General features: G+C 76.8%; 1 protein-coding gene. It reads right to left on the reverse strand.

The genetic code is table 11. The features are described from left to right. Positions 1–1459, reverse strand: a 1459-nt coding sequence (locus ACFVXK_RS38615; RefSeq protein ID WP_389622076.1) for a PLP-dependent aminotransferase family protein, incomplete at its 3' end; no start/stop codon positions are given. Positions 1460–1576: the final 117 nt, after the last annotated feature.

Below are 1576 nucleotides of genomic sequence, written 5' to 3' on the forward strand. Positions count from 1 at the left end.
CCCCCGTACCGACCAGACGGGCCGCCGCGGCCAGGCGCGCGGCGGCTTCGTCGGCCACCGGCCCGCCCACCGTGAACGGCAGCCGGACGTAGCCCTCGAAGGCCCCGTCCACCCCGAACCGGGGGCCCGAGGGGACACGGACACCGACCCGCTCCCCCACCTCCGCCAGCCGCGACCCGGACAGCCCGCCGGCCCGCGCCCACAGCGTCAGCCCGCCGCCCGGCACCTCGAACTCCCAGTCGGGCAGCTCCCGGCGCACGGCGGCGACCAGCGCGTCCCGGTTCTCCCGGGCCTGCGCGCGGCGCATCCCGACGGCCTCCTGCCAGCCCCCGGTCCGCATCAGCCAGTTCACCGCGAGCTGCTCCAGCACCGGGGTGCCGAGGTCGGCGTAGGCGCGGGCCGCGACCAGGCTGCGGATGACGTCGGGGGCCGCCCGGACCCAGCCGATCCGCATGCCCGCCCAGAACGCCTTGCTGGCGGAGCCGACGGTGACCACCGTGGAGCCCGCCGGATCGAAGGAGCAGACCGGGCGCGGCATGGCCGGCTCCGGGTCCAGCTGGAGCTCGGCCATCGTCTCGTCGGCGATCAGGACGGTGCCGGCGGAGCGGGCGGCCTCGACCATGGCCCGGCGCTGCTCCTCGGAGGCGAGGGCCCCGGTCGGGTTGTGGAAGTCGGCGACGACGTAGGCCAGGCGCGGGGCCGAGTCGCGCAGCACCTGCCGCCAGACGTCCATGTCCCAGCCGCTGAGCCCGCCGCCCATGGCCACGGGCACGAGGCGGACTCCGGCGGCGCGCATCAGCTGGAGGATGTTGGCGTAGGAGGGGGACTCGACGGCGATCCGCTCGCCGCGGCCGGCGAAGAGGCTGCAGATGGCGTCGATGGCGCCCATGGCCCCGGTGGTGACCATGATCTGCTCGGGCATGGTGGGGATGCCGCGCTCGGTGTAGCGGTCGGCGAGCATCCGGCGCAGGGCGGGCAGGCCGGCCGGGTAGTCGCCGTGGGTGTGGGCGTACGGCGGGAGCTCCTCCAGGGCGCCCTGGACGGCCTTGGTCAGCCAGGGCTCGGGGGCGGGGAGGGCGGCGCAGCCGAGGTCGATCATGGAGCCGAGGGACTCGGGCGGCAGCGGCTCCAGGCCGCGGGCCGGGAGCGGGTTGCCGGCCGGTACGGAGGTCCAGCTGCCGGCGCCGCGGCGGGACTCCAGGAAGCCCTCCGTGCGCAGGGCCTCGTAGGCGGCCGCGACGGTGGTGCGGCTGAGGGAGAGGGCGACCGCGAGCTCGCGCTCGGCGGGCAGCCGGGCGGCGACGGGGACGCGCCCCTCCAGGACGAGCAGCCGGATGCCGTCGGCGAGGGTGCGGTACGCGGGGGCCTTGCGCGCGCCGGGCACGGCGGGGCGCTCCTGCTGGGAGGTGATCAGCCGGGCGAGCTGCGCGGTGCCGACCGCTGAGGTCCACTGAGCCATGGCGTCCGGTCCACCTTCGTCGGATTGGCCCCGGCGGGCGGGGCCGGGGCCGGGATTGGATTGGTTGCGCGGCTCCCAGGGTGTCATGGTGCGGTCCACCCGGACCAGGTGGGTCCC

It is taken from the genome of Streptomyces sp. NPDC058157, from assembly GCF_042884105.1.
Classification (GTDB): Bacteria; Actinomycetota; Actinomycetes; order Streptomycetales; family Streptomycetaceae; genus Streptomyces.